Raw genomic sequence first — 7,357 nt, forward strand, 5'->3', positions numbered from 1 at the left:
GTCGGAAGGCGCGAACATGGGCGGCGGGCGACGAACCAGCGCAGTACTCGCGGCCGCGTGCGCCGCCCTGATCATCGCCGGTGGTTCGGCCACTGCCCAGCCGGACGGATCTACCGCGAGCGTGCCCCGCGCCCCCGCACCCCCGGCCGGGAGTTCCGCCCAGGCAGCGGCCTATGCCGACGATCACCCCGACGCGGCCCCACCGGGCAGCAACGACTTCGACTGCGTCCCGTCGGCGCAGCACCCGCGACCCGTGGTGCTCGCGCACGGCACCGACTCCAACAGCTACACCGACTTCGCGGCGCTCGCGCCGCTGCTCGCCGACTCCGGGTGGTGCGTGTACGCGCTGAACTACGGGAAGGCAGCCGACGCCGACAACTACGGCACCGGCGACATCCGGGTCAGTGCACGGCAATTCGGGGACTTCGTGGACCTCGTGCGGGCCGAGACCGGCGCCGAGAAGGTCGACGTCGTCGGGTTCTCGCAGGGCGCGACCGTCTCCCGCTACTACATCAACCGGCTGGGGGGAGATTCCGCGGTCGAGCGGTGGGTCGGGGTGGCCTCCCCGAGCTACGGCGGCACCTTCTACGGTCTCGGACCCATCGCCGAGCAGATCCCCGGCGCGTCCGACATCGTCGCCGAACAGTTCTCGATCGCGCTCGTGCAGCAGGCACAGGGATCGGAACTGCTCACCGAGTTGAACAACCCCACCGACACCGTGCCCGGCGTCGACTACACCACTATCGGCACCAGCGTCGACGAAGTGATCCAGCCGTCGAGCAATGTCGCCCTGCACGGGCCCGGCGCGGTGAATCTGGTGGTCCAGGATCTGTGCCCGCAGAACCTGACCGGACATTTCAACATGCCCTACGACAACTTCACGCTCAGCCTGATCCGGCAGACCCTCGACCCGGACCACTACGGTCTCGCCCCCTGTGTGCCGGTCGCGCTGGGCACCGGCATCCCCGAGGTCATCCTGGAGAGCAACTTCTGACCGACGGGCCGCGTGTCGGCCGGGGTGTCCGTTCCGGACCGGGTCGGTCCTTAGACTGTGGTGCACCATCGTCGAATCCCGGGAGCAGCATTCGTGACAAGTTCGGTCGTCCCGTTCCTCACCTCACCGCGGCGCGGCCGCCCGATCCGGCGCATCCCGGCGGTGCGCTGACATGCGCGTCGTCTTCGCGGGCACTCCCGATCCCGCCGTCCCGTCGCTGCGCCGGCTGATCGAATCGCCCCGGCACGAGGTCGTCGCCGTCGTCACCCGCCCCGACACGGTTGCCGGGCGCGGCCGCAAGGTGGTGCGATCGGCGGTCGGGCAACTCGCCGACGAACACGGCATCGAGGTGCTCACCCCGGCCTCGCCGCGGGACCCGGAGTTCGTGGCCCGGCTGACCGAACTGGCCCCGGCCTGCTGCCCGGTCGTCGCCTACGGGGCGCTGCTGCCGCAGCCCGTGCTCGACATTCCCGAACACGGCTGGGTGAACCTGCACTTCTCGTTGCTGCCGGCGTGGCGCGGCGCGGCCCCGGTGCAGGCCGCGATCGCCGCTGGCGACGAGATCACCGGCGCCACCACCTTCCGCCTCGAGGCGGGCCTCGACACCGGCCCCGTGTACGGGGTGGTCACCGAGACGATCCGGCCCACCGACACCGCCGGGGACCTGCTCGGCCGCCTCGCCGACTCCGGAGCGGGGCTGCTGGAATCGACGCTGGACGGCCTCGAGGACGGACTGCTCACCGCCGTCCCGCAATCCGCCGACGGCGTGTCGTACGCATCGAAGGTGACCGTCGAATCCGCCCGGATCACGTGGACGCATCCCGCACATGTCGTCGACCGGCGCATCCGCGCGGTCACGCCCGCGCCGGGAGCCTGGACGATGATCGGTGAGCTGCGGGTGAAGGTCGGGCCGGTGACGGTCACCGACGAGACCCTCGAACCCGGCGAGATCGCGATCCGCAAGAACGGGGTGCTCGTCGGCACCGCCACGACCGCGGTGAAACTCGGGCAGGTGCAACCGCCCGGCAAGAAGGCGATGATCGCCGCCGACTGGGCCCGCGGTGCCCGACTCGACCCGAAGGTGCGTGCACAGTGACCGAATCCCGCAGACCGGCCCGCCGATCGCAGCGCGGTCCCGGCGACCGCAACAGCAAGCCGCGGCAGGCAAGGCGGCCGTCGCAGTCCGCGGTGGACCCGGCGCGCCTGGCGGCCCGCGACGTGCTGCGCGCGGTGCGCGAGCGCGACGCCTACGCCAACCTCGTGCTGCCGGGACTGCTGCGCGAGCGCCACCTGGACACCCGCGACGCGGCGCTGGCCACCGAACTGACCTACGGCGCGGCCCGCGCGCAGGGTCTGCTCGACGCCGTCATCGCCGCCGCCGCCGACCGTCCCGTCGACGAGATCGACGGCCCGCTGCTCGACGCGCTGCGCCTCGGTGCCTACCAGTTGCTGCGGACCCGCATCGCCCCGCACGCCGCCGTCACGACCAGCGTCGACCTCGTCCGCTCCGAATTCGGTTCCGGCAGAGCAGGTTTCGTCAACGCGGTGCTCCGGAGGGTTGGAGAGCGCACCGAGGACGAATGGGTCGCCGACCTCGCCCCGGACCAGGAACGCGATCCCGTCGGACACCTCGCGTTCCGGTACCCGCACCCGGTGTGGATCGCCCAGGCGTTCGCGAACTCGCTCGGCGCCGACGCCGGAGAACTGGCGGAGGTCCTCGCCGCCGACGACGCCCGGCCGATCGTGCACCTGGTGGCGCGGCCCGGCGTCATCACCGCCGAGGAACTCGCGCTCGCGACCGGCGGCGAGGTCGGTCCCTGGTCGCCCTACGCGGTGCACCTCGAGCACGGCGACCCCGGCCGGCTCGACGCCGTCCGCGAAGGCATGGCCGCGGTGCAGGACGAGGGCAGCCAGCTCGTGGCCCGTGCCCTCACGCTCGCGCCGCTCGAGGGGAACGACAACGGCCGCTGGCTCGACCTGTGCGCCGGACCCGGTGGCAAGGCCGCGCTGCTCGGTGCCCTCGCCGACCTCGACGGCTTCACCGTAGACGCGGTCGAACCGGTCGAACACCGCGCCGACCTGGTTCGCAAGACCACCCGGGGCCTGCCCGTCACGGTGCACGTCGCCGACGGCCGCGATCCCGGTCTCGACGCCGGCTACGACCGGATCCTCGTCGACGCCCCGTGCACCGGTCTCGGCGCGCTGCGTCGCCGTCCCGAGGCCCGCTGGCGGCGGCAGCCCGGCGATGTCGCCGAACTCGTGCGGCTGCAGAAGGAACTGCTGGCCTCGGCGATCGGGCTGCTGCGACCCGGCGGCGTCGTGTTGTACGCGACGTGTTCGCCGCACGTGTCCGAGACCGTCGCGATCGTCGCCGACGCGGTGCGCCGGCACGACGTCGAACAACTCGACACCCGCGAACTCGTCCCGGGGGTGCCGCGGCTCGGATCCGGCCCCGGCGTCCAGCTGTGGCCGCACCGGCACGGCACGGACGCCATGTTCATGGCCGCGCTCCGCAAACCACTGGGCTGACACCAACGGGCTGACACCCGAGCCCACCACCTCGGACGGAAGGACAGTTCGTGCCCGACATCGTCACCCTGACCCTCAATCCGGCGCTCGACGTCACCACGTTCGCCGACGAGGTCGTACCGACCCGGAAACTCCGGTGCGACGAACCGTTCTACGACGCGGGCGGGGGAGGGGTGAACGTCGCGAAGGTCGCCCGGGTGCTGGGCGCGTCCGCTGCGGCGGTGTACCCGGCGGGTGGGGCACGCGGTAAGCAGATGAGCGGGCTGCTCGACGACGACGACGTCGAAGAGCACATCGTGGAGATCGCCGACGACACCCGCGAGTGCTTCACCGCCATCGACCGCAGCACCGGGAAGGAATACCGGTTCGTCACCCCCGGTCCCGAGCTGACCGCCGACGAACAGGAACGCTGCCTCGAGGCGCTGGTGGCCGCCGCCTCCGGCGCCCGCTACGTCGTCGCCAGCGGCAGCTTCCCTCCGGGCGTGCCCGGCACGTTCGTGCGGCGCATCGCGGACGTCGCGCACAAGGTCGGCGCCCGATTCGTGCTCGACTCCTCCGGCGACGCGCTGACCAGCATCGAATCGGGGGTCTTCCTCGTCAAGCCGAGCCTCGACGAGCTGTGCGAGTGGGTCGGCCGGGACCTGCCGGACACCGAGACCCGGTCCGCCGCGGCCCGGGAACTCGTCGACGCCGGGGTCGCCGAGATCGTCGTGGTGTCCCTCGGCGCGCAGGGCGCGATCATGGTGTCCGCCGACAACGCCGTCGAAGTACCGGCGCTGGACGTGCCGGTGCGCAGCGCCGTGGGCGCGGGCGACAGCATGGTCGCGGGCCTGGTCGTGGGTCTGCTGCAGGAACGGTCGCTGCGCGATGCGCTCGCGCTCGGCATCGCCTGCGGATCGGCCGCGCTGCTGACCGCCGGCAGTCACGTGTGCCGGCGCGAGGACATCGACCGGTTCTACGAGCTCGCCCGATCCCGCTGATTTAGGGGAGCCCGGGACCCGTCCACGGGAGTGCCTCCAGGTCGACGTCGGCCGCTTCGACGGGCGCCCGCAACGCCGTCGCCGTCGCCCACCCCTGCGCGACGAGACCCGCGTCGGTCTCGTCGCGCTCGTCGGCACGGATCTCCCGGAAGGTCACCGTCACGAACTCCTTGCCGATCTCCCCGATGTCGGCCTGGACCGCGCCGAACGCGGCCAACGGAGCCAACCGGAGCCCACGGAACTCGTCCGGCGGAACATCCGGAACGTTGATGTTCAGCACCGAACCGCGCTGCCCGGACTCGATCACCCATTCCAACGCGCGGCGGGAAACCTGTTCGGCGGTGTCCCAGTGCTGCGGATCCGCCGAGGCCACGGATACCGCGAGCGCGAGCGCGCCGTGTGTTGCCGCGGTCAGCGCGGCCCCGACGGTTCCCGAGTGCAGAATCGCGTGGCCGGTGTTGGGGCCGTGGTTGATTCCGGACAGCACCACGTCGGGTGCGGGGCCGAACGCCCCGTGTGCCGCGACGAAACCGATCAGCGCCGGCGAGGCCTCCACCGCTCGGATCGGCACCTCGGGCAGATCCGGCCACTGTCGTTCGGTGACCGCCAGCCGGCCGTCCTCGGCGAGCGCGGTCAGCGATGCGCTCGCACCGCTGCGCTCGGTGTGCGGGGCCGCCACCACCACGTCCAGTCCGGCCTCGACCGCGAGCCGGGCGAGAACACCGAGGCCGCGGCTGTCGATACCGTCGTCGTTGGTCACCAACGCGCGCATCAGGACTCCTTACCGTCGGCGCGCCGAACGCCGACCGATTCGACGAGGCGGGTGGCCAGGTCGCGGCGTCCCGTCGTCGACCCCGTCGGGTGAGTTCCTCGCGCACCCGTGTGTGGACACGACACCTCCTTTTCGAGCAGATGGCGCACGATTCGACCGGTCTCCCCGCCGAACACGTCGCACAGGGTGACGTCCGGATTCGGCGCGGGACTCGGGCATCGGGTGGGCTCCCTCACGCGCGGGACATGCCCTGGGGTACCCGTTCACCCCGAATCGATTCGCTCGGGGCGTGCGGCCGGTCGAGGCCCGGTCCGCGGCGCCGCCCTTCCGGCGCCGTATCCGTCAGGAGCGCCGGGCCCCGTATCGCCGATCCTCGAGGAGTGCGGTTTCGGCGAGGACTGCTTCCTCCTCGACGGTCGGTACCGAGTGCACGGCATCCTCGGCCGCGCGACGCTCGGCGGATTCCGGTTGTTGTTCCTCCCGGTCGGCGGCGTCGAGCGCCGGCCGGACCGTGCTCAGCACGATGGCGCCGACCAGCACCACGACCGCACCCAGCACGAACGGGACGTGCGCGTCGAAGTGTTCGACGAGCTTTCCCGCCACGAACGGAGCAAGACCGCCGCCGATGAACCGGACGAAACCGTAGGTGGCGGATGCGACGGGCCGCGGCACCGGAGCGATGCTCATCACCGCGGTCGTGACGAGCGTGTTGTTCAGGCCGACGAAGATGCCGGAGACGATCACGGCGCCGACGACGATCCATCGGTTCTCCGCCCAGATCCCGATCACGAGTGACACCACCGCCATGCCGAGCAGCGCGCCGTAGAGCGTGCGCGGCGTGCCGAACCGCGTCTTGAGCAGTGGGGCGCCGAACACCGCGAACAGGGCGACGAGCAGGCCCCAGCCGAAGAACACGAACCCGAGCTGCATCGCGGTCAGGTGCATCAGGAAGGGCGCGTAGCCGAGGATTGTGAAGAAGCCCCAGTTGTAGAGCAGGCCGGTGACGCTCGTGGTGGCGAGGCTGCGGTGCTTCAGTGCGACGATCGGCTCGACGATCGACGGTTTGTCCTTCGGTACCGGCGTCGGTTCGACGAGCACTGCAGTGGCGACCAGCGCGATGAGCATGAGGGCGGCGACACCGAAGAACGGCCCGCGCCAGCTGATGTCGCCGAGCAGCCCGCCGAGCAGCGGGCCGGTGGCGATACCGATGCCGAGCGCCGCTTCGTACAGCACGATCGCGCCGGAGAAGCCACCGCTCGCTGCGCCCACGATGACGGCCAGAGACGTCGCGATGAACAGGGCGTTGCCCAGTCCCCATCCGGCCCGGAATCCGACGATCTGATCGATCGAGCCGCTGGCGCCGGCCGCGGCGGCGAACACGACGATCAGGATCAGCCCGACGATCAGCGTGCGTTTGGCGCCGATCCGGCCGGACACCCAGCCGGTGAACAGCATGGCGACCGCGGTGACGACGAGGTAGCTCGTGAACAGCAGCGTGACCTGCGACGGCGTGGCGTCCAGTTCGCTGGACAGGGCGGGGAGGATCGGATCGACCAGGCCGATCCCCATGAAGGAGATCACGCACGCGAACGCGACCGCCCACACCGCCCTGGGTTGACGGAAGGAGCTGGCGAGGGAAGTTGAAGACACAAATACATAGATACTCTATATAGAAGCTCTATGCAATCGGCCGCGGTCCGCCTACACTGATATCCATGACCGATATGCCCGTTCGCTCCGACGTCCCCGCCGACACCCGAAACCGGCAGACGGCGGACGGCGTCGGCACCGTGGAAGCCACCGCGGATGTGTTGTACTCCCTGATGTCCGACTTCCTGCGTCAGCTCCCGCGCGACCTGAGCCTGACGGCCTCGTCCACCCTCGCGACGCTGCGTCGTCGCGGTCCGCTGCGCATCACTGCCCTGGCTGCGGCACAGGGCGTCACCCAGCCGTCGATGACCTCGCTCGTCACGTCGCTCCAGAAGGCCGGGATGGTGACGCGGCGGGACGATCCGGCCGACGCCCGCGCGACCCTCATCGAACTCACGGACAAGGGACTCGACTACGTCGTCGCCCGCCGCG

Annotated in this window: 7 protein-coding genes; 5 read left to right on the plus strand and 2 right to left on the minus strand. The window is 71.0% G+C overall.

All coding sequences use genetic code 11. The features are described 5' to 3' along the window. Nucleotides 1–16: 16 nt before the first annotated feature. The 4 genes from I0Q12_RS17535 (at nucleotide 17) to I0Q12_RS17550 (ending at nucleotide 4,503) form a co-directional block, all read left to right on the plus strand. A complete protein-coding gene (locus tag I0Q12_RS17535) occupies nucleotides 17–994 on the plus strand; it encodes a triacylglycerol lipase (protein ID WP_197253111.1) in 978 nt (325 codons plus the stop codon). Nucleotides 995–1,166: 172 nt separating this feature from the next. After that, entirely contained in the window at nucleotides 1,167–2,090 is a 924-nt protein-coding gene (fmt, locus tag I0Q12_RS17540) for a methionyl-tRNA formyltransferase (protein ID WP_197253112.1), read from the plus strand. Continuing rightward, nucleotides 2,087–3,523, plus strand: a complete 1,437-nt coding sequence (locus tag I0Q12_RS17545) for a transcription antitermination factor NusB (protein ID WP_197253113.1) — start codon at nucleotides 2,087–2,089, stop codon at nucleotides 3,521–3,523. The genes fmt and I0Q12_RS17545 overlap by 4 nt, the downstream gene beginning before the upstream one ends. 50 nt (nucleotides 3,524–3,573) lie before the next feature. Next, nucleotides 3,574–4,503 (plus strand): 1-phosphofructokinase family hexose kinase, encoded by a 930-nt coding sequence (locus I0Q12_RS17550; protein WP_197253114.1) that lies wholly within the window; start codon nucleotides 3,574–3,576, stop codon nucleotides 4,501–4,503. A gap of 1 nt (nucleotide 4,504) precedes the next feature. Here the strand turns inward: I0Q12_RS17550 and surE are convergent, their stop codons facing one another. After that, a complete protein-coding gene (gene surE, locus I0Q12_RS17555; protein WP_197253115.1) occupies nucleotides 4,505–5,275 on the minus strand; it encodes a 5'/3'-nucleotidase SurE in 771 nt (256 codons plus the stop codon). 342 nt (nucleotides 5,276–5,617) lie between these two features. Continuing rightward, nucleotides 5,618–6,925 carry an MFS transporter gene (locus tag I0Q12_RS17560; protein ID WP_197253116.1) on the minus strand — a complete coding sequence of 436 codons (1,308 nt, stop codon included), beginning with the start codon at nucleotides 6,923–6,925 and terminating at the stop codon, nucleotides 5,618–5,620. Between the two features lie 65 nt (nucleotides 6,926–6,990). Here I0Q12_RS17560 and I0Q12_RS33120 point away from each other — a divergent pair. Further along, nucleotides 6,991–7,357: MarR family winged helix-turn-helix transcriptional regulator (locus I0Q12_RS33120; RefSeq protein WP_231610903.1), on the plus strand; the 367-nt coding region annotated here is incomplete at its 3' end.

It is taken from the genome of Rhodococcus sp. CX (genome assembly GCF_015865005.1).
GTDB lineage: Bacteria > Actinomycetota > Actinomycetes > Mycobacteriales > Mycobacteriaceae > Rhodococcus.